A 21236-nucleotide genomic window follows, 5' to 3' on the forward strand; every position below is an offset into this window, starting at 1 on the left:
CACATCGGCATGCCACGGGGCCGGTACCGGGGGGTACGGCTCACGTCTGGCCTGGACACATGGGGACCTGTCTATGGCTGAACAGGCCCGGCATCACTGAGCATGCCTGAACAAGCGCGATGCGTGATCGTCGGCGGCGGCGCGATGGGCGCCGGCTTGCTGTACGCGCTCGCGCACGAGGGATGGACGGACACGATCCTCGTTGAGAAGGGCGAGCTGACGTCTGGGTCGACGTGGCACGCTGCCGGCCTCATTCCGAACTTCATCGGCGACCTCAACATGGCCAAGGTCCACCAGGAGGCCATCTCGCTGTATCCGCGCATCGAGGCCGAGACCGGGCTGTCAGCAGGGTGGCATGGCTGCGGGGCGATCCGGTTGGCACGTACCGCCGACGAGGCCGACTGGCATCACTACGTCCACGCCATGCTCACCCAGATCGGCGTCGAGTCGTACCTCATCGGCCCCAGCGAGATCGCCGAGCTGCATCCACTGCTCACCGATCTCGACGACGTCCAGCTTGGCTTCCATACGCCCCACGACGGCTGGACCGACCCGTCGAGCTGCACCAACGCCATGGCGAAGGGCGCCCGCGACCTGGGCTGCCGGATCATGCGGCACACGCTCGTCACCGGCATGACGCAGCGACCTGACGGCACCTGGGATGTAGCTGTCGTTCGGGGCGGCGCCGATCCGGCCCGACGTCGCAACGGAGCCAACGGCGAAGACGACCGCGAGATCATCCACTGCGAGCACGTCGTCAACGCCGCAGGGCATTACGCACCACAGCTTGGAGCGATAATCGGGCTCGACGTGCCGATCGTGTCGGTCATTCACCAGTACCTCGTCACCGAATCGGTGCCTGAGGTCGCGGCACTCAGCTACGAACTCCCCGTCGTTCGCGATCCGCGCGCCTCGTGCTACTACCGGCAGGAAATCGACGGGCTGCTCATCGGCCCCTACGAGATGAGCGGTGCTCGGGCGTACGGCGTCGACGGCATCGACTGGGACCTGCACTTCCACCTGCCGGGCCAAGACCTCGACGTTCTCGAGGAGTGCCTGGACTTCGCGCAGCAGCGCATCGGCGCGCTCGCGTCGGCCGGCATCAAGCAGGTGGTTTCAGGGCCGATCACCCACACCCCCGATTCGGGCTATCTCATGGGGCCGGCCCCGGGCGTGCGCAACTACTGGCACTGCAACGGGGCATCCATTGGCATCACCCAGGGGCCGGGCGCAGGGAAGTACTTGGCGCAGTGGATGGTCCACGGCCAGACCGAGATCAACGTGCGCAGCATGGACCCCCGCCGTTTCGGTGACCACACCGGCCCGAAGTCGCTGTTTGCACTCGAGAAGGCCATCGACGAGTACCACGAGATGTACCAGGTGCGGCTTCCGGGCGAGCAGCGCGCCGCCGGCCGGCCAGTGAAGAGCACACCGCTGTGGGAACGCTTCGATGCGCTGGGCGCACAGTGGCAGGAGATCTACGGGTGGGAGCGCCCGCAGTACTTCTCGCCCGACGGCAGCCCCGAGGCCCACTCGTTCCGCCGTTCCAACGCGCACGACGTGGTGGGAGCGGAAGTGCGGGGAGTTCGCGAGCGCGTGGGTGTTGCAGATCTCAGCGCATTCGCCAAGTTCGAAGTCACCGGGTCCGACGCAGCTGCCCTGCTGGACCGATTGTCGGCCAATCGCCTGCCGGGGCGCGACGGCGGCATCCGCCTGACTCACATGCTCACGACGCTGGGCGGCATCGAGTGCGAGATGACCATCGCACGCTTGGCACCGGACCAGTTCTGGCTGGCATCTGCAGTCATGGGCGAGAGTCACGACTTCGACTGGTTGCGCGACCACATCGCAGCTTCCGAGCAGGTCAGCGTGCGGGATGCAACCGACGACACAGCGATCCTGGGCGTCACCGGGCCGCGCGCACGCGACGTGCTTGCGCCGCTGACCGACGCCGACCTCGCCAATGACGCGTTTAGCTGGCTCACAGCCCAACAGATCACCGTGGCGGGAGTGCCCGTCATCGCGTTGCGGGTGTCCTACGTCGGCGAATTGGGCTGGGAACTGCATTGCCCGATGGGTGACTTGGGCCGGCTCTACGACGCCGTCGCAGATGCCGGCAGCCCGCACGGCCTAGTGCATTTCGGCAGCTACGCCATGAACGTCATGCGCATCGAGAAGGCGTACAAGGCGTGGGGGAGCGAGTTGACCACCGAGATCACGCCGGTCGAGGCCCGCTTGGGGCGCTTCGTGGACTACAGCCGCCCCTTCATCGGGCGTGACGCCACTATGGCCCGCCGCGAATCGGAAGAGCGCGGCGAACCGCTCTCGATGGTGCTCGTGTACTGCGAGGTGGACGCCACCGACAACGAGGTGCGCGGCAACGAGCCGGCGTTCGCGCCGGGCAGCGACGAGCCCATGGGCATTGGCACGAGCGGCGCCTGGGGTCACACCGTGAGTCGCAGCCTGGCGTTCGTGTACGTCGATCCCTGCTTCGAGGCCCCCGGCAGCACCTTCGAACTCGACCTGCTCGGCGAGCGCCGCACCGCAACCGTGCTTGCTGAGGCCGCCTACGACCCCCGCAACACGGCGTTACGCGCCTGAGCCGTCATGGCAGCGCGACCGCATCGCTTTCCCTGAATCTCAAGGACCTGGCGTCCAGCTCCACTCGCAACACAACCTGCCGCAGGAGGTGCTCCTGAAGATGGCTGACACAGATGCACCATTGGATGCTGCTGAGGCACCGCGGCGTCGCCGCGGCGGTGGCCGAGCGGGACGCATCGCCATACGCGAGGCCGTTCCCGAAGCTGATCGCCGTCCAGTTCGGCCCGGCTTGCCCGCCGGCCGCTTCAAGCCGCTCACCGATGCCGATATGCAGCAGGTGTTTGAGACGGCCCTGTCCCTGCTCGAAGACATCGGCATGGGCGAGCCGCTCGACGAGTTCATCGAAGCGGCGACGCCTCTCGGCGGATGGGTGGACGACAACGGTCGCCTGCGACTGCCCCGCGGCATCGTCGAGCGGGCCATTTCCACAGCGGCCAAAGAGTGGATCTGGCACGGCTTCGACGACGACCAGTCGGTGCACGTGGGCGGCGAGCACGTCTACTTCGGCACCTCGGGCGCGGCGGTGCTCATATACGACCACGTCACCCGCACGTTCCGGCACTCGGTGGCCCAAGACGTGTACGACTGCGGCCGTCTCGTCGACACGCTCGACAACCTGCACTTCTACGTGCGCACGGTTGTGGCCCGCGACCTGCCCGAAACCCGCGACCTCGACATCACCACGGCATACGCGGTGATGTGCAGCACCACGAAACCGGGCGGATCCTCGTGGTTCGACCCACGTTGGGTGTACGAATCGGTCGAGATGTTCGACCTCGTGCTTGGTGGCCCGGGCGAGTTTGCGAAGCGTCCGTTCATGGCTGCGAACAACACCTTCGTCGTGCCCCCGCTGCGTTTCGCTCACGATTCGGCGAGGTGCCTGGTCGCACAGGTGCGCACAGGCATGCCGATCAACCTGCTCTCGGCCCTGCAAGCCGGCGCCACCGCGCCCGCGGCGCTCGGAGGCGCACTGGCACAGGCGCTGGCAGAGTGCCTTGGTGGGCTGACCTTCGTGAACCTGCTGTCGCCCGGGCATCCATGCTTGCTGGGCTTGTGGCCGTTCGTGTCCGACCTGCGCACGGGAGCCATGAGCGGGGGATCGGGCGAGGAAGGCATTCTCAACGCCGCCGCGGCCCAAGTCGGCCACTGGCTCGGACTGCCCACCGGCGTGGCGGCGGGCATGACGGACTCCAAGGTGAATGACGCCCAGGCCGGCTACGAGAAGGGTCTGAACGTGGGGCTGGCCGCACACGCCGGAGCGAACATCGTCTACGAGTCGGCAGGGATGCTGGCGAGCCTGCTGGCGTGCTCGCACGAAGCACTCGTGATTGACAACGACATGCTGGGCGCCATCAACCGCACCGTTCGAGGCATCGAGGTGAACACTGACACCCTGTCGGCTGATCTCATCGCCGAGGTCATTGCCGGGCCCGGCCACTTCCTCGGCTCAACGCAGACGCTCGAGCTCATGGAGACCGAGTACCTGTACCCGCTGGTGAGCAACCGGGACACTCCCGAAGACTGGGCCGATGCAGGCAGTCGGGCTGCACACGATGTCGCGCATGATCGGGTGAAGGCCACGCTGGCTGACCACTGGCCGTCGCACATCAGTCCCACTGTTGACGCAGCCATACGCGACGCCTTCCCGATCAGCCTGTCACCCCAGGGCCCCGTCGCCTCAGCAGCCGCGTCCTAACGCACGTCAACACGGCGGGGTCTTGGTCACAGTGCGTGTCACGGGGGGTCGCTACTGTCGGCCACATGACGCGGGGCGACACATCGAGCACAGCTCCTACTGCGCCTGTCGACCCGGGCGCCGCCATTACACGGCTGCTCGACGAGGGTGTGGTGTGGGGCGATGCAGTCGACTGGCTCGTGCGCTTGCCGTCTGAAAGCGTCGACCTGTTCTTTACTTCGCCCCCGTATGCGGATGCGCGTCGTTACTCGGAGATCCACCCAGATCACTACGTGGCGTGGTTCTTGCCATTCGCCGAGGCGATGTTTCGTGCCGCGGCAGAGACAGGTTCGTTCGTCCTGAACATCAAGAACCGAGTAGCCGCCAGCGGAACGCTGCGAGGACAGCGGCATCCCTACGTCTACGAACTCGTGCTGGCCCTCCAGCGCATGGGCTGGCGTTGGCTGGAGACCTACATCTGGTCTAAGCCGAACGCGATTCCGGGTCGCTTTGGGCCACGCACCAAGGACAGTTTCGAGTACGTGTACCACTTTGCCAAGGGTGCTCAGCCCTATTTCGACCTTGACGCCGTTCGGGTGCCGTATCGGGCCAGCGAGGCGGAGATCGCGCGACGCCGTCGTGACCGCAACGGGCGGCGCAACACCGAGGCTGGGTTCGGTCGCAACCGCCGGCACACATATGACAAGGGCGGTGCGGATCCTGGCAACGTCATCGAGGCGTGCCAGAACTACAACCAGCACCGGGGCCCCGCCGGTCAGCACACCGCCGTGATGCCTGAAGGCCTGGCTGAGTTCTTCGTGCGGGCTGTCTGCCCATCAGGGGGTTGTGTTGTGGACCCCTTCGCCGGCTCAGGGACCACTGTCGTAGTTGCACGACGCCATGGTCGACGCGCCGGCGGAATTGAACTGCATCGCGAGTATGTCGATGTCGCACAGGATCGAATCGCGAATGACCATGCCGAGCCCGAATCAGGCGAACTGCGACTCGCTGTCTGAATATGGCGCTCTCGGACTCAGAGAAGAAGATCCTTCGCGAGGCCGGTTCTGAGCGGGACCCGGTATCGCGCCAACAAGCGGTCGGCATCGTGCTCGCGAAGCAGGGTGAGGATGCCGACGAGGCGCGCGAACTCTTGACGCAGGGCTACCTCGAACATGTCAGCCCGTCGTTTCACCTCGTTCCCCGAGGTGATTCGATGTTTGCCGAAGACCCGTTCACCGAGGCTTACGCAGCGCTAGCTGAGGGCACCGACAACTTCGCAGACGTCAGCTCCCGCTCTCTCGCCACGACGCTGCTTGCCACGCCAGCAGCATTGGCCCCGCTGCGCATGATCCTTGGGTTGACGCACAACGAGTTGGCGTTTGCGATCCGGCTGCAGGTTCCCGATTCAAGAGTCGACGGAGGAAGGCTCAAGAACTTTGAGCGCGATCCTCCGCCGAGGCGTTTGACAGCCGCACGAGAGCGACTTGTTGATTCCATCGCCGAGGCTGTGCTCGCGATGATGAAACGCGAATTGCTGCCCGTGCCACCTCGCGCTGCGACGTACTTCCACTCCAAGCTCGACAAGCGCGACACGCTTGGTGGATGGGAGAGCGTGCGCGGGCAAACGGCCGGTGTGCCGTACTCAGCGCTGCTCTTCCAGCGTTACGTCGGTGGTGTCTGGCGACAGGTGCAAGACGCCTATTCCGAAGTAAAGGGAGACGCCATCCTGGAGTTTCCGCTGCGGGATTTGCTAGACGCACACGCAGTGCCTTACCACCGCACCAAACGGGGAGCGAGTGGCGCTGCGGAAACCGCGGAGCGATTCGGTGTCAAGCCTGGACCCGACTTCGTCATTCCTGACGAGTCGCCAACGCTCGTGGTGGAGTCCAAAGTGGCTGAGGACGGCGGCACAGTTCGCGACAAGGCTGCACGAATTCGAACACTCTCCGACGCTGCGAGTGGCCGCGGCCTGAAGGCTTGCGTCCTCATCGATGGCAAGGGCTGGACCGAGCGCCCCAATGCCCTCTGTGACGTCGTCTTGGCGACACAAGGGCGCACGTACACGTTGGCCACCATCGAGCACATACTCGAACTGCCGGAGATTCGGGCACTCACGCGAGGTCGGGCTTAGATTCCATCTGCGCTCCTGACACAAGGGGTCGCCTAGCTTGAGTCCGTGGCGCGAGATGCGGTTCCCAACGTGGTGCTGACCGGCTTCATGGGGACCGGCAAGTCCACGGTCGGACGGCTCATCGCTCGCGAACTTGGTTGGGTCTTCGTTGACACTGACGATGTCATCGTGGATCGACACGGGCCTATCGAGGCCATCTTTGAGTCGCGCGGCGAAGACGCATTCCGGGCACTCGAGCGGGAGGTGGCCGCTGAGGTGGCCGGGTGTCAGCGTCACGTCATCGCGACGGGCGGTCGGATGCTGCTTGACGCAGCGAATGCCGATGCATTGGGTGCCACGGGCCGAGTCTTCTGTCTCATGGCGAACGCCGATGAGATCGTCCGCCGACTGCAAGCTGATACCGACGGCCCGGTGCGACCGCTACTGGCGGGCGAGGACCCGACTGCCGCTGTCACTCGCCTCTTGAACGAACGCGCTGCTGGCTACGGACAGTTTGAGCAGGTCCCGACCGTAGGGCGTTCACCGGAGGACATCGCCGCGGACATCATCGGGCGCCTCGGAATCGCACCGGCGCCCGTGCAGCGCTGAGGGGCGTTCAGTCCGAGGCGACGACGCCGCGTTCGGTCAGATCGGCGATCTCCTCGGGATTGAGACCCAGCACGTCCGACAACACCTCGACCGTGTGCTCGCCGGCTCGCGGCGCAGGGCCGCGCACGCCCACGTTGGGGGCGTTGTGCATGCGGAACGGGGCGGCGATCGTCTCGAAGTCGCCAGCTTCTGGGTGGTGAATGGTCTCGAAGGCGCCTGTCGCTCGCACCTGCGGATCCTGCACTGCCGATGCGGTGTCGTTGATCGGCGCCCAGATGCAGCGGTGCTCGTCCAGACGGGGCATCCAGTACTCGGATGGCTTCGACTTCAGGGTGTCTTCGATGTCGGCCACAAGGGCGCCCATCGCACGGAACCGCTGCCGCCCAGTCTCGTAGTCGGGGTTCTCCAGCAGGTCTTCGCGCTCGATGGCCCGGCAGAAGCGTGGCCAAGCGTCGCCTGTATCGGGCATCGTGAAGTGAATCCACCGGCCATCACCGCACTCGAATGCCTCGAGCATCGGGGAGAGCCCTCGATCCCGCGTGCGCTCGGTGTTGGGGCGCCCGTCCACCAGCGAGGTCGAGAGGTCGATTGCAATCGTCCAAGCAGCGGTACGAAGCAGCGACGACTCCACGACTTGTCCTTCGCCGGAGACGTCGCGGGCGCGTAGACCCGCCATGATCGCGCCGAAGAAGGCCAAGCTGGTGGTGTGGTCGCCTTGACCCGGCCGGGCGTGGGGCGGCATTCCGCCGGGCGGCGTGGAAGCCCCGTACAACCCAGAGCGCGAGAAGAACGCCGTGACGTCATAGCCAGGCCGGTCAATCTCGTCGCCCACTTCGCCGTAGCCCGACAGCAGGCCGATCACCAGGTCGGGCTTCATCGCCAGCAGATCGTCAGTATTGAGGCCAAAACGATCTCGGCGTTCGGGCAGCAGGTTCATCACGACGACATCGGACGCTGCGACGAGGCGACGGGCAATGGCTGAGCCGTCGGGATCGTCCAGATTCAGCTGGATCGACTGTTTGCCGCGGTTGATGAACTGGAAGGCCACATCAGGGTTGTGAGCTCCCTCGGGCACCTTCGCCTGCTTCATCAGGCCGCGGATCGGGTCGCCGCCGATGGCCTCGACTTTGATCACTTCGGCCCCGAGATCGGCCATGATCGCGACGGCCGAGGGCGCAGCGGCAAAGTTCGCGAACTCGGTGACCCGGATTCCTTCGAGCGGTGATGTCATCGCAATTGCCCCATGTGAGTCGTGATCCGGATAGTCCCGGTTTGCCCGGTCGCGACTCGGCAAGGCTAGATCGCCCGACTCGCAGCTGTCCCGACGGACGATCCGCTGAAGCCCTTAGTGCTCCCGAACGCCGGTGACGATGAACTCCGTCGCTGGCTTGGCCGGAAGGCCTCCGAGCGCGCGGCAGGCGATCGTCGGCACGGTCCGCCCGGCCACCACCGACACCGTCCACGCGCGTTCCGCCTCCGCTGAGATGACATCGACGTCCCAACCGTTTGCCGCGGGTCTGAAGCTGACGGTGCGGGCCATGTCTTCGAGCGGCCAGCCGACCTGGGTGAACACGGCGCGCTCAGCCACTTGCGCGGGCCCAGTAGCTGCCCCCCACCATCCCCTGCAGCGGGGCGCTAACGCCGAGGCGTCAGCGGTTCGGTCGAGTATGGCAGCGATTTCGCCCGCCTCGATGCTGGCCCACATGCGGCCGTCGGGCAGCGTCATCGCCGTCGGTGCGAAGCGGTGACCTCCTGTGTGGCTGACGCGATAAACGGAGACTCGTCCGCTGGCGGTCGGCGCGCCTGCGTACGGTTCATCGACGTCGGAGTCGCGGTACGCACGCAACACTGCTTCAAAATCGGCCGCAAGGCGGGTGCCTTCACTGCCGCAGCACACGTCGTGACTTCCTTGGGTGCACACGAGCACGGCCCGCTCGCCCTCGGTGTGTCCGAACGAGACGAACCCCTCCCCGTCCGGGATCGGCTCCGATGGCATGCGGCTTGCCAGGTGCTCGAACAGCTGGCGCAGGCCGGCGGCGCCGTCAGCTTCGAAGTACGCCGTTTGCGTGCCCGCACCCACGCGCCAATACAGCACGACAGAGATCCTGTCCGCCCGACTGCGTTCATCCGGTGGCATAACGGCGAGCACCCGTGTCGGGCCCATCGCCAGGTCCGTCATCGGTCTGAAGCCCTCAAGCAGCCCGCTGGCGAACACGGGCTTCGGCCATGGCAGTGGCATCTCCACCAGCGCCACAGCATCCGCCGAAATGGAAGTGCCGCCGGGATCGCTGCCGATGGCCGAAGCGTGGGCAGCGCAGCGTGGCGCCTCGTCGGGTGCCGGCAGGAGCGCCAAGACCTCTGGGGCCAGGGGCGGCACGGCCAGCGGCATGCCCTGCTGGGGCATTCCGGCTGCCGGTACCGATGACATCGGGCCAGCATAGGAAGCCGCTTCGCACCGGGTCGGATGACGGTTCGCCCCCGCAGGGGTCCGTCCCAAGATGTCGACGACGCATCACCGGGTCGCGGCTTCGGCATGAGGCAGGCCCGCGGTAGGTTCAGGTTCATGCCGTGGTGGTTGTGGGGGCTGATCATCGTCGGGGCATTTCTGGTGTACGTGTTCATTCACGACAGCTTTCAGAAGCGCCACTCGATTCTGCGCACGTATCCCGTCATCGGTCATCTCCGTTTCTTTCTGGAGAAGATCGGCCCGGAGTTGCGCCAGTACATCGTCGCCCACAACGAAGAGGAGCGGCCGTTCAACCGGGACGAACGCCGCTGGGTCTACTCAACCGCCAAGCAGCAGAACACCTACTTCGGGTTCGGCACCGATGATGAGATCGACAAGCCCGGCCACATCACGTTTCGCCACAGCCCCTTCCCGCTCGGCCGGGATGTGCCCCCGGACGCGCCGATCCCCTGCGGCAAGGTCATGGGCGGCTGGCGGGATCGGTCCAAGGCATACCGGCCGGCTTCGGTGGTCAACATCTCCGCCATGAGCTTCGGTTCGCTGTCGGGTCCGGCCATCGCGGCGCTCAACCGCGGGGCCCAGATGGCTGGCTGCACGCACAACACCGGCGAGGGAGGCGTGTCGAAGTACCACCGCAACGGTGGCGACCTCGTCTATCAGATGGGTACCGGCTACTTCGGGTGTCGCAACCCTGACGGCACCTTCTCGATGGAACGTCTGCTGGAAACGGTCGAATCAGCACCGGTCCGAGCCATCGAGGTGAAGCTGTCCCAGGGAGCGAAGCCCGGCGTCGGCGGCCTGCTGCCCGCGGCAAAGGTGAGCTCCGAGATTGCAGCGGCGCGCGGCGTCCCGATTGGCAAGGACGTGGTGAGTCCCAGCCGGCACTCCGCATTCGGCTCGGTCGTCGAGCTTGTGAACTTCGTGGAGGAAGTGGCGGGGGCAACCGGCCTCCCTGTGGGCATCAAGTCGGCCATCGGCCAGGAGGCCTTCTGGACCGAGCTGGCCCAGCACATGGCCCAGACCCGCCGCGGGCCGGATTTTGTGACGGTCGACGGTGCCGAGGGCGGCACAGGTGCAGGACCCTTGGTGTTTACCGATCACGTAGCACTGCCGTTCTGGCGGGCGTTCGGAGTCGTGCATCGGGCGTTCGGCGAAGCTGGGCTGACCGACGAGATCGTCATGATTGGCTCGGCCAAGCTCGGCTTTCCTGCCCCGGCGGCGCTTGCCTTCAACATCGGCGTCGACATGATCGGCGTCGCACGTGAGCCGATGATGGCGATCGGGTGCATTCAGGCTCAGCGGTGTCACACCGACCACTGCCCGACGGGCGTGGCGACGCAGAACAAGTGGCTCTCGCGGGGGCTAGATCCGACGAACAAGAGCGTCCGGCTGGCGAACTACATCATCGGGCTTCGCAAGGAGCTCTTCCGTCTCGCTGATGCATGCGGGGTGGAGCATCCAGGGTTGATCGGCGCCGACAATGTGAACGTGGTGAGCCCCTTTGGCGATCTCGTTCCGGCGCACCATGCGTTCGGCGTTCACCAGGAGCGGACCCACAGCCCGGCTCGCATCGCAGGGCTGCGGCGGACAGTTTGCGCCGACGGCGAGCCCGGAATCGACGAGCGCGCATAAGCAGAGCCCGATTCGCTGGCAGAATCTGTCTCATCGACGTCACCTGCGGAATCGGCCCGAGCCGGACCCCGCGGGAATGCTCGTGACGGGAGAAAACGATGAGTCGACAGCAGGTGCTTGAAGCAGCCAGGGCCCGCATCACCGCAGAGCACAAGGCGACGTTCGAAGCCGAGGGAGTTGTCAAGGTCAGCGGCGCTGTGGGCGACGACTGGATCGAGCGGGTGCTCGAGGTTGCCGACAAGCAGCTGCGCGAGCCCGGCAAGTGGGTGTCCGACACCAACCCCGGCGCGAGCTCGAACCGGCTGTTCACCACGCGCTACCGCTGGCAGGAAGATCCCGTGATCGGCGGTTTCGTCTTCGATTCGGGCATGGCGCAGATGGCAGCCGAACTTATGGGATCGTCGTCAGCACGGTTTTATTTCGACCACCTGCTGATCAAGGAGCCGCGGACCGCGAACCCCACACCATGGCATCAGGACATCCCGTACTGGCCCTTCATGGGCAAGCAGATCTGCTCTTCGTGGGTGGCGATGACGCCGGTGACCGTCGCAGAGAGCTCGCTGGAATTCGTGCGCGGCTCGCACAGCTGGGATGCGTACTACGCGCCCGAGTCGTTCGACGGCTCGAAGGGCTTCATGGCCGACTTTGAAGGCGAGAAGATGCCCGACGTCGAGGCTGATCGTGCCAGCTACGACATCGTCGGCTTCGACGTCGAGCCCGGCGACGCATTGTTCTTCTCGTCGTGGATCATCCACGGCTCGCCTGGCAATGCCGGCGACCACCGGCGTGTGGCGCTGTCCACCCGCTGGCTGGGCGACGATGCGGTGTGGTACCCGCATCCGGGCTGCGACCCCATCGTCTCTGACGACGATACGATCGCCGTGGCAGGCGAGTATCCGGCCGACGACAACCGGTTCCCTCTCGTCGCTGCCTAGCTGCCGGGCGGTTTCGCGGGGGCGCAGTAGCGTCGGCGGCATGGCCTACCCAGCATCAGTCAGCGTCGAGACACCCGATCGGATCGCCAATTGGCGACCCCTCGTCCACTGGCTCCTGCTCATTCCGCACCTCATCATCTTCGAGGTGTTGCAAAACGTCGCGTGGTTGCTCAACGTGGTCGGCTGGGTCGCGATCGTCTTCACGGGCAAGCTGCCCAAGGGCCTGGCGGACTTCCAATCCATGTATCTCCGCTACAGCATTCGCCTGTACGCCTACTTCGACTTCTTGCATGAGCAGTACCCGCCGTTCGCGTTCGACATGACGTCCTCAGAACCAGGCGGAACTCCAGTGTCGGCCGACCTCGAACCCCAGCTGACTGATCGCAATCGCCTCACCGTGGCGTTTCGGCTGATCTTGGCGATCCCGGCTGCGGTCTTTGTGGTGGTCACTGGTCTCATCACGACGGTGCTGGTTGTGCTCGGATTCTTCGCGGTGCTGTTCACCGGTCGTTGGCCCGCTGGCATGCGAGGTTGGGTCGTCTCCTGGCACGGCGTCAGCCTCCGCTTCAACGCCTACCTGCACCTGCTGACCGACCAGTACCCGCCGTTCAGCCTCGACGCCTAGGCGGCACTCAGACCGCAATCCAGCTCCCGGCGGTCGAACCCGGTGGCGGGGCTACCGTGCGGGCGATGAGCGAGGCCCAAGGTGTGTAACAGCGATGAGTGAGATGACCGGCGGCGAGGCCGTCGCAGCGACGTTGGCGCGTCTGGGCGTGCGGCACGTGTTCGGGATCGTCAGCGTCCACAACCTGCCGATGTACGAGGCGCTGTCGGTACGCGACGACATCGAGGTGGTGAAGGTCCGGCACGAGCAGGCGGCCGCACACGCGGCAGATGCCTACTTCCGGGCCACGGGTGAGATGGGCGTCCTGCTCACCTCGACGGGCCCGGGCGCAGCGAACGCCGTGGCGGGGTTGTACGAAGCAGGTTTCTCCAGCTCGGCTGTGCTGATGGTGACGGGGCAGACCGAATCGCGGTTCTACGGCAAGGGCAAGGGATTCCTGCACGAGAACGAGGGCCAGCTGGCCATGCTGCGTTCGGTGTGCCGCAGTGTCGCCTCGGTTCGTCATCCGGGAGAGATCTCGACCGAGATTGCCAGGGTTGCCGACGACGTCCGCACCGGTCGGCCCCAGCCCGGTGCCGTCGAGATTCCCATCGACTTCCAGTACGCACGCGTGGGAAACGCCGCCGAAGCTGGTTCGCCGCAAGTGGCTCGCCTTGCGCCCAATGGAGCATTGCTGGACGACGCCGCAGAACGTCTTGCGACCGCGGAGCGTCCCGTCATCTGGGCGGGCGGTGGCGTCAACATCGCGGATGCATCCGGTGACCTGGCGGCGTTGGCGCAGCGGCTCGGCGCGCCGGTTTTTACCACCATCGAAGGCCGAGGTTCGATCAGCGAAGAGCATCCGCTGTCGCTGGGGTTCCGTTCGGATCGCCCCCAGATGGCCGATGTGTTCGCAGAAGCCGATCTGCTGCTGGCCGTCGGCACTCGATTCCAGAACTACGCCACGCGGGTGTGGGCGCTGGAGCTGCCAGCAGAGCTGATCCACCTCGATGTCGACCCCGGCGTGATCGGGCTCAACTACAAGCCGTCGTTGGCGGTGGTCGGCGACGCCAAACTCAGCTTGGCGGGCCTGGTCGAACGACTGGGCGACGGTGCGCCGACGATCGATGACGGATTCGTGGAGCGCTCTCGCAAGCACCGCGCCGCCGACATGGAGGCGTTGCGTGACGAGATCGGCGCCGATCACGCCGCCATCTGCGACCTGATGCGCCAGCTCTTGCCCCACGATGCGCGCATCGTGCGCGACACGACGGTTCCCGGCTACATGTGGGGGAACCGTCTACTGCCGATCGTTGCGCCTCGAACATCAATCCGGGCTGCCAACGCCGCCATCGGCCCCGGTGTGCCGATGGCTGTGGGCGCCGCGCTCGGCACTGGGAAGCCGACGGTCGTCATCCAAGGCGACGGCGGGCTCATGCTGTCGATCGGTGAGATCTCGTCGCTGGCCGAGCACAGCCTGCCGGTCATTGTCTGCGTGTTCAACGACGGCGGCTACGGCGTGCTGCGCATCATCCAGGACGCGCTGTGGGATGAACACCACGGCACCGAGATCGGCGGCATCGACTTCGTCGGCGTCGCCCAGGCGATGGGCGTGCCAGCCGAGCGGGTCGCCAGCGTTGCCGAGTTCGAGGCTGCATTCGGCCGCGCCGTCGACCGTGCCAGCGGCGCCTCAGGTCCGGTGGGTCCAACCCTGCTCGACATCGACCTCACCGCTCTCATCCCCATCACGTTCCCGCTGCCCGCGCACCAGCGCCGCCGGGAGGACTGAGCCGCCCGCGTTTCGCTCCGGCTAGAGGCCGGAGGTATCCATGTCGGGATCGAAGAAGGTGCGGCCGGCCACTTCCATGACCGGCATCGCAACCATGAAGTGAGCCGACGCCGTATGCACGTCACGCAGGTGACGCTGCAGCGGTGACGACTCGAAGATTGCAGCGCCGCCGACAGCGGTGTTCATGGACTCGATCACCCGCACACTGGTCTGTATCGCATGGACGGTTGCGGTGCGCAGGTCGCGCCGGGTCGCAATGTCGGCCAGCGTGTGTTGTGCACGATCCCACGCTGCATCGATGGTCGTGTAGAGCAGCGTGCGGGCGGCGCGGACTTCGGTGTCGGCCACTGCCACTGCGCTGTGCAGTGCCGGCCGCTGCCCCAGGGTGCGACGCGAGCCCTGAGGCACTTTGGCCTTGGCAACCTCGATGACCTCGTCGACGCAGGCACGAGCCATGCCGAGCGCGATCGCACCTATCGGCAGTGCCAGCAGGCCGAAGAGCGGAAAGCGGTACAACGGCTCTGTGGCGTAGGGCGACCGCAGGATGTCAGCGCCGTTGGCGATGCGAGGGGCGGGGAGCCACACGTCGTGGCACTCGAAGGTGCTCGAACCCGAGCCCCGCAGCCCGCTGGTGTGCCAGTCGTCGTGAATCACGATCTCGTCAGGTCGGAAGAAAGCACGGCCCAGTGCTGGCAGTCCGGAATCGCCCGAGTCCTGACCGTCAATCTGCACACCCCCCGAGATCCACGCGGAGTTATGGCAGCCCGACGCCCACGCCCAGCGTCCGCTGACGACGTAGCCGTCAGTGCCATCGGGACCGCGTGCTGGCGTAGCCCGACCTGAGGATGCGAACACGCCCGCAGTGATGACGTCAGGGTTTCTGAGAACTTCGGCCAGCTGTTCCGGCGTCAGCGCGGCGAACATGATCTGCGACGTGGCGCCGATAAACGTGCACCACGCAGCCGACGCATTGCCTGTCGCGAGTGTCTCGCTCACCTGTGCCACGGTGGTCGGGGACAGTCCGAGGCCGCCAAGGGTCGGCGGCACCAGCGTCCGATAGAAGCCGGCTTCGGCGAGCGAGTCCGCCAGGTCTTGGGGCAGCTTTCGCAGACGGTCGATCTCAACGCTGCGTTCGCGCAGTTCACCTAAGAAGCTCGCCGCGGCAGCCAGCATCGCCTCACCATCGACGACGTCGGACGTAGCGGGGGGCGTCATCGCGGCACGGTAACAGCGTCCGCGTAGCCGGCCCTCATGCTTGCTGGGTGTCCTGCTCGCCCCGGTTCGGCGCAGTCGTCAGCAGGGTTCGCAATCGAACGGCACCCCAAGCTCGTCGCCGATACGGCGCAGCGAGCGGACCACCGACGCGGGATAGCTGACTGTGCCGACGGCGGTACGACGGTCCATCTCTAGCTGTTCCAGTTCGCCCGGTAGGTACACCGTCTGGCCCGGCAGGGCGTCTTCGGCGCCCGCGGCGCGGATCTGGTCGACCATCGATTCGATGTCGTCGTGGTAGCCGTCGAGGTCGCGGAACACGCCGGGGTTCATCAGGAGGAAGAACTGTCCCCGATGCCCGACGGCCACGTCGCCAGTGTGGGCAGAGCCTGCGAGGATGCCGGCGGCGATGTTCGAAGCGGTCACCATGCCGATGCCCTTGTAGCCGCCGATGGCCGGCACGATGCCCCGCATTGCCACATCGGGATCCACGGTGGGGTTGCCGTCGCGATCCAGGAAGCCCCAGGCCTCGGGAATCTCCTTGCCCTCAGAACGGGCCCGCAGCACCTTGCCGAGCGCGACCGGGGTGATCGCCATGTCGAGCACGATCGGCGGATCGTTGCGGCGGGGGAACGTCCACACGATCGGGTTGTTGCCGAACAGCTTGCGGCGGCTGCCGAACGGCGCCAGATTCGGCACCGACGTCGTCGTGCCGTAGCAGACGAAGCCCTCCTCAGCTGCGCGATACGGGTAGTTCGCACCGCAGCCCCAGTCGTTGGAGTTACGGATCACGCCCACGACCAGTCCGCTCTCGCGAGCAGCGTCGATCAATTGCTCCATGAAGCGGGTGATGACGAGCTGACCGAGTCCGTGGTGCCCGTCGGCCACCAGCACCGACGGCGTGCGGGTCACGATTTCACACTGCGCTGTCGGATCGGTGGTGCCGTCGCGGAACCAGTTCACGTACCAGCTGACCCGCTGGAAACCGTGCGTGTCGACACCGCGCCGGTCCGACCACAGCTGATTGTCGACGACTGTCACCGCATCGGCGGGCGCCATGCCGGCGGCCACATACGCCGCGTTGCCCCACGGTCGCAGCTCGTCCAGCCGGAACGACAGCGGAGCAGGGTCATCGCCCGCTGCGGGACGGTCGTCAGGTATTCCCCGCGGCAGTGCACCGGGGTTCGTGGATTTCTCACTCATGTCTGGTCGCTCGCCCTCGGCTCGATCTGCAGCAAGTTTGTACACCTATGGGCAACTCGCTGCCGGTGTGTGACCGCCGTTACCCCCGCTAGCGGTTCAGCCAGTCTTGGCGTGTGTAGCCCGCCTGCTTGAGAAGGCGGAGCAGAAACGGCGCGGGGATCTCGCGGTCACTTGGTATGACCTGTCTGTGAGTCCCCTTGATTATGAATTCGTGACTGCCGCCGGGTCGAGGCCCATCCCAGCCTCGCTCACTCAGGAATCTGTGGAGTTGCGACGTGTGGCGGGAGGAAGCCGACTGGTCATGCAGTAACGGCAATTTCGCCCTCACGGATCTCTTCGACAGCGGCACCGGCGAGCGCAGCGTCAAGCCAACTCTCCAGCGGCAGCTGCGTCGGGGTCTGCGCCATGGCTCCAAGCGTAATTCTGTGCTCTCAATCGCCCGCTACAACACTTCGATGACGGCGGAGCGTCGAGGTTCGCAACCGAACAACGACCCGTTCAGCATCATGCTGAGTCAGGTGAGATCGAGAGAGGCGCTGATCTTCTCCCATGAACGGGTCGGGGACCCAGCGCAAGCCGGTGTGTCATGTCGTCGATCAGATCATCGATTGTGAGCCACACAGTTTGCTGGTGAGCATCTAGACAAATTGCTGATTACCGTGCTAACGGATTGTGGGTAGGACTCCTAACCAATTGTTGATTAGGAAGCAGGAAGATTGTCGATGGGGCGCTAGGTTTGGACGCGTGGAAGAGCACCGGCGGCATCTGGGCGCGAACCTCACGGACGCGCTTGACGCATCACGGGTGGTCGTGCTCCATGGGCCGCGCCAAAGCGGCAAAACCACGCTGGCACGACGAATCGCCACCGCACGCGGTGGCGACTACGTCAGCCTCGACGACGACGACGTTCTTGCTCTAGCCCTCGACGACCCACACGCCTTCGTTCGTGCATTCCGTCCGCCTGTGGTCATCGACGAAGTTCAGCGGGCCGGAGATCGATTGGTGCGAGCCGTGAAGATCGCTGTGGACGACGGAACCAATGCAGCAGGACGCTTCCTGCTGACCGGTTCCACGAATTTCCTCACGGTGCCGACGATCAGCGAATCGCTGGCCGGGCGCGCGACGATCTTGACGCTGTGGCCTTTCAGCCAAGCCGAACTGTGGGGGTCTTCCGTCGGCACTCACAGCGCAACCGGCGCCATGCCCCCCGTCAGTGCACACCCAACGCAGCAATCGAAGCTGACGTCATCCGCCGTCGGCGCATCGCGCTCCACCAACGCCGTCGAGCGGTGGTTCGACCAAGACAGCTCCCTACGGCGAGCAGCGCGTTCCTCCACCAGTCGCAGCGATTACCTGGAGAAGGTGTGCATCGGTGGCTTCCCGGAGGTACAGCAGCTCAGCGCGCACAGACGCAACCGATGGTTCTTGGGCTACGCCGAAACGGTGGTGAGCCGGGATATAGCGCAGCTCGGCGACATCCGTCGCGCTGCGATGTTGCCGCAGATGCTGCGCCTCGCAGCCGCTCAGACCTCGTCGGAGCTCAACGTGTCTCGGTGGGCTGATCAACTCGGAGCGGATCGCGCAACGGTGCAGTCCTACCTTGGCTGGCTGCGCATAGTTTTCTTGGTCCATGAACTGTCCTCGTGGCGGCGCAACCGAACTTCTAGAGTCGTACAGAGCCCAAAGCTGCACGTCACCGACAGCGGACTCGCCGCAGGGCTGCTCGGGCTGAGCGCTGACGCTTTGGCAGCGCTGAATCACCCGATGACGGGTCCGCTCTTCGAGACGTTTGCCGTCAATGAGATCGTGCGGCTCTGCTCAGCAGCGGAGATGCCGGTGTCACTGCATCACTACCGCGACAATGCTCAACGCGAGGTTGATCTGGTGCTCGAACGATCCGACGGTGCTGTCGTGGCGGTGGAGATCAAGGCGACATCGTCGCCCAGGCCAGATGATCTGCGCAATCTGGTCTACTTCCGAGACCGCCTCGATGCCGTCGAACCGGGAGCATTTCGCGCGGGTGTGCTGCTCCACTCAGGTGCCAACACCCTGCCCCACGACGATCGCGTGCTGTCAGCCTCCCTCGACACGCTTTGGCAATCGCCCCGATGAACGGTTGATGAGTTCGCGACGTGTGGCCGGAGGAAGCCGGCTGGTCATGCGGTTCGGGCACCTGCTAGAGCTGTGTCCGCAAGCGTTTGCGCTGTAGTCGGCGAGCCCGGTGCTGGCATTCCGCAGTCCTGGCAGGCTGCGTCGGCTGGGAGCGAGGGTGCATGCGTGCGCACAGCACGATTGATGGCGCGACGCGACCTGCTCGTCCGGGCTCGGTCATCGGGCAGGGGCGCGAGCTCGCCACGAGTGCGCTGCGTTGCGGTGTCTGGGGGTTGCGCTGGCGTCGGTTTGGGTGTGGTGATGCCGTTGGGGGGTCGTTCGGGGGCTTTCGTATCACACCCCATATTTACAGTCATTGTCATGAAGCGCTCAGACGTTCGCAGCGATTCGACGGGAATGCCGACCGGCTTGATGCCGGCGAGCGACGCGGCCGTGGCCGCTCCGCCCGCGCTGGCGTCACCGGTCGAACCGGCATCGCTTCGGGTTGAGCCGGTTGAGCCGGTATCGATTGCGGTGCCGCTTCGGGCCGGGCCGGTTGAGGGTGTGTTGTCGGTGCTATGCGGGGCGCGTGACGTCGTCGCGCGGGCGTCGCGGGTGCCGTTGGGCGATGCTGGCTGCGACACGCTCGCCGATGTCATCGACGTGGCGTCTCGGCTGCGCTCAGCCGCGGACGCGCTGGTGCTCTCAGCGACTGCTGCGCTCGAGGTCGCCCGTCCTGGGTCGGGCCGCAGTGCGCTGGTGGGCCGGGCGCGGCTGAGCAAGCGCAACGCCAAGCGCACCGTCGAGTCCAGCGAGCAGGTCGCTCAGATGCCGAATGTGGCTCGGGGCCTCGCGGTGGGCGAGCTGAACGTCGAGCACGCCCAGGTACTTGCCGACGCTGCGCGGCGCACCAGCCCCGACGCGGTCGATTCCGCAGAAGAGTTGCTCGAAGCCGCCGCGGTGGTGTCGCCTGAGACGCTGCGCGAGCAAGCCAAGAAGTTCGCGGCCCGTCATGACCCTGCCGCTGCGCAGACCGAGTTGGGCCGTCAGCGCCGCGATCGCTGCGCGTCGTTGTTCGTTGACGATTCCACCGGGATGGGTGTGCTGCACGCCCAGTTCGACTCGGTCAGCTTCGCAATGGTGCGCCAAGCACTCGAGAACTACAACGACGCCTTGTGGCGTCTCGACGGCGGACGCGACGCCACACCCAACCAGATTCGCGACAACCGCCAGCGCCTCGCGGACAGCCTGTTCGAGATGGTCACCGACCGCAACGCCCTGGCCACCATCGACCACACCGCCGCACACGGCCACGACACCACCCGCCGCCCACGAACCGATGACGGCCACGGCTGGCGCAGCGATGCCGACGGCGATGACGCCTCCGACAGCCCGGCGGGTCGCTCGATCGATCGGTGGCGGCCCGCGCAAGCACCCAACCAGCTCATCATCATCGCCGAGATCGGCGTCATCGACGGCACCAAACCCCACGGAACCTGCGAACTCCTCGGCACCGGACCCGTCCCGCCGGCAATCCTCGACAACCTCTCACCCGACACTCACATCAGGGGCGCACTGTTCGACACCAACGGAGAAATCCTGTGGCTCGGACGCAGCCGCCGAGACGCCAGCGTCGCCCAACATCTCGCCGTCGCGATCCGCGACCGCGGCTGCGTGCTGTGCCGCGCACCCATGCACCGCTGCGACGACCACCACATCGAGGAATGGGCCGCCGACAACGGCACCACCGACGTGCCCAATCTCGCTGCTCTGTGCAAGAAATGCCACCACGAGCTCCACAACAACAACCAGCAACTCCACCGACACCGAGCCACCGGCGAATGGACCGCCAAGCCCCGCACCCGCACCGCCAAGCCCCGCACCCGCACCGCCAACCACGCCACCGCCGCTACCGCTACTGCACGAGCAGCCGGCCCAATGCACACACCACGCGAATAGGGACTTGAGCGGGCAGGCGACTGGTCAAGCACGCGGGCGCCGTCAGAACGACGCCTGTCCGACGTGTCGCCCGCCTACTCGCTCGGCTCCTACGCCACAGCCCCCCAGCGACACGGGGCCAGCCACGACACAACCCGCGCCGAGAGCCAACCATGACGAGTCAGCCACGACGGAGCGACCACCGAGAACCGACCACCGAGAACCGACCACGACGAAGCCAGTCACGACACAACGTCCACCGAGAACCGACTACGACTCGGTGCCTCCGGCGGGCGGACGGACATCGAGCGGCTGACTCAGCGCCTCAGCACACAGTCGCCCTCATCCACGCAGACGTTGCCGGACACAG

General features: G+C 65.8%; 15 protein-coding genes. 11 read left to right on the forward strand and 4 right to left on the reverse strand.

Annotation, left to right across the window (positions count from 1 at the left end; genetic code table 11):
- Positions 1 to 102 precede the first annotated feature (102 nt).
- The 5 genes from ACOQPH_RS00265 (at position 103) to ACOQPH_RS00285 (ending at position 6995) form a co-directional block, all read left to right on the forward strand.
- Complete coding sequence (locus ACOQPH_RS00265; protein ID WP_420622771.1) at positions 103 to 2601, forward strand: FAD-dependent oxidoreductase; 2499 nt, start codon at positions 103 to 105, stop codon at positions 2599 to 2601.
- 100 nt (positions 2602 to 2701) lie between these two features.
- Positions 2702 to 4297, forward strand: coding sequence for a trimethylamine methyltransferase family protein (locus tag ACOQPH_RS00270; protein WP_420622772.1), 1596 nt, complete (start codon positions 2702 to 2704; stop codon positions 4295 to 4297).
- 65 nt (positions 4298 to 4362) lie between these two features.
- Complete coding sequence (locus ACOQPH_RS00275) at positions 4363 to 5292, forward strand: DNA-methyltransferase (protein WP_420622773.1); 930 nt, start codon at positions 4363 to 4365, stop codon at positions 5290 to 5292.
- A 2-nt stretch (positions 5293 to 5294) separates the two neighbouring features.
- The gene (locus ACOQPH_RS00280) at positions 5295 to 6407 is read left to right on the forward strand and encodes a hypothetical protein (RefSeq protein ID WP_420622774.1); all 1113 of its coding nucleotides are present in this window, start codon (positions 5295 to 5297) and stop codon (positions 6405 to 6407) included.
- A 45-nt stretch (positions 6408 to 6452) separates the two neighbouring features.
- The gene (locus ACOQPH_RS00285; protein ID WP_420622775.1) at positions 6453 to 6995 is read left to right on the forward strand and encodes a shikimate kinase; all 543 of its coding nucleotides are present in this window, start codon (positions 6453 to 6455) and stop codon (positions 6993 to 6995) included.
- A 7-nt stretch (positions 6996 to 7002) separates the two neighbouring features.
- Here the strand turns inward: ACOQPH_RS00285 and ACOQPH_RS00290 are convergent, their stop codons facing one another.
- Both ACOQPH_RS00290 and ACOQPH_RS00295 read right to left on the reverse strand, forming a co-directional pair.
- The gene (locus ACOQPH_RS00290; RefSeq protein WP_420622776.1) at positions 7003 to 8226 is read right to left on the reverse strand and encodes a CaiB/BaiF CoA transferase family protein; all 1224 of its coding nucleotides are present in this window, start codon (positions 8224 to 8226) and stop codon (positions 7003 to 7005) included.
- Positions 8227 to 8340: 114 nt separating this feature from the next.
- Entirely contained in the window at positions 8341 to 9423 is a 1083-nt protein-coding gene (locus ACOQPH_RS00295; RefSeq protein ID WP_420622777.1) for a sucrase ferredoxin, read from the reverse strand.
- A gap of 135 nt (positions 9424 to 9558) precedes the next feature.
- Between ACOQPH_RS00295 and ACOQPH_RS00300 the strand changes: the two genes are divergently transcribed.
- From ACOQPH_RS00300 to ACOQPH_RS00315, 4 genes are all read left to right on the forward strand, one after another.
- A complete protein-coding gene (locus ACOQPH_RS00300) occupies positions 9559 to 11094 on the forward strand; it encodes an FMN-binding glutamate synthase family protein (protein WP_420622779.1) in 1536 nt (511 codons plus the stop codon).
- A gap of 98 nt (positions 11095 to 11192) precedes the next feature.
- Positions 11193 to 12029 (forward strand): phytanoyl-CoA dioxygenase family protein, encoded by an 837-nt coding sequence (locus ACOQPH_RS00305; RefSeq protein WP_420622780.1) that lies wholly within the window; start codon positions 11193 to 11195, stop codon positions 12027 to 12029.
- A gap of 40 nt (positions 12030 to 12069) precedes the next feature.
- On the forward strand, positions 12070 to 12654 hold the full coding sequence (locus ACOQPH_RS00310) for a DUF4389 domain-containing protein (RefSeq protein WP_420622781.1): 585 nt from the start codon (positions 12070 to 12072) through the stop codon (positions 12652 to 12654).
- 94 nt (positions 12655 to 12748) lie between these two features.
- A complete protein-coding gene (locus tag ACOQPH_RS00315) occupies positions 12749 to 14422 on the forward strand; it encodes a thiamine pyrophosphate-binding protein (RefSeq protein ID WP_420622782.1) in 1674 nt (557 codons plus the stop codon).
- A 21-nt stretch (positions 14423 to 14443) separates the two neighbouring features.
- Here the strand turns inward: ACOQPH_RS00315 and ACOQPH_RS00320 are convergent, their stop codons facing one another.
- On the reverse strand, positions 14444 to 15637 hold the full coding sequence (locus ACOQPH_RS00320; protein WP_420622783.1) for an acyl-CoA dehydrogenase family protein: 1194 nt from the start codon (positions 15635 to 15637) through the stop codon (positions 14444 to 14446).
- Between the two features lie 78 nt (positions 15638 to 15715).
- Positions 15716 to 16837: an Ldh family oxidoreductase gene (locus tag ACOQPH_RS00325; RefSeq protein WP_420622784.1), complete on the reverse strand. Its 1122-nt coding sequence runs from the start codon at positions 16835 to 16837 to the stop codon at positions 15716 to 15718.
- A gap of 744 nt (positions 16838 to 17581) precedes the next feature.
- Here ACOQPH_RS00325 and ACOQPH_RS00330 point away from each other — a divergent pair.
- Both ACOQPH_RS00330 and ACOQPH_RS00335 read left to right on the forward strand, forming a co-directional pair.
- Positions 17582 to 18949 (forward strand): ATP-binding protein, encoded by a 1368-nt coding sequence (locus ACOQPH_RS00330; RefSeq protein WP_420622785.1) that lies wholly within the window; start codon positions 17582 to 17584, stop codon positions 18947 to 18949.
- Positions 18950 to 19309: 360 nt separating this feature from the next.
- Positions 19310 to 20887, forward strand: coding sequence for an HNH endonuclease (locus ACOQPH_RS00335; protein WP_420622786.1), 1578 nt, complete (start codon positions 19310 to 19312; stop codon positions 20885 to 20887).
- Positions 20888 to 21236 lie beyond the last annotated feature (349 nt).

The organism is Candidatus Poriferisodalis sp. (assembly GCF_965221945.1).
Lineage (GTDB): Bacteria > Actinomycetota > Acidimicrobiia > Acidimicrobiales > Poriferisodalaceae > Poriferisodalis.